Annotated in this window: 1 pseudogene; it reads right to left on the bottom strand. The window is 69.9% G+C overall.

Going from position 1 to position 386, the window contains the following annotated elements:
* A pseudogene (locus tag AB0C16_RS40855) lies at positions 1 to 231 on the bottom strand (sigma-70 family RNA polymerase sigma factor); the annotation flags it as partial.
* Between the last annotated feature and the right edge of the window lie 155 nt (positions 232 to 386).

The following is a 386-nucleotide window of genomic DNA, read 5'->3' as shown; positions in this document are numbered from 1 at the left end:
CTTCCGGTCGACCACGGTCCACGGCCCGTCTTCCGCTCGCTCCCATGCGAGTACGGGGTCCTGCGCGTACGTGTCCCACATTTCCTGGGACATGCGAGGGCCGCAGACGACGACCAGGCCGTCACGGTCGAGGTCGATCGCTCCCGTAACCGGGACGTGCTCCGAGGTCACGTCGAGCCCGTACGACCGGGCCAGCTCTTCCAGCCGTTGGCCGGAGCTGACATCGTCCACCGCGACGACCGTACGCCCGCGCTCGTCGTCCCGCCGCAGCGGTGTCGCGACGGTGACACTACCCCGGCCGAGGAAAGCACCTTCGGGCGCAGGGCCCGTATGCCTGATCTGGTGGATGCGCCCGCGGCTGAGTCCCGCCTTCGCGGCGATCTGCG

The sequence above is a fragment of the Nonomuraea sp. NPDC048916 genome (genome assembly GCF_040649575.1).
Lineage (GTDB): Bacteria > Actinomycetota > Actinomycetes > Streptosporangiales > Streptosporangiaceae > Nonomuraea.
The sequence above is the reverse complement of the archived record's forward strand: the minus strand, read 5'-3'. Positions and strand labels throughout refer to the sequence as shown.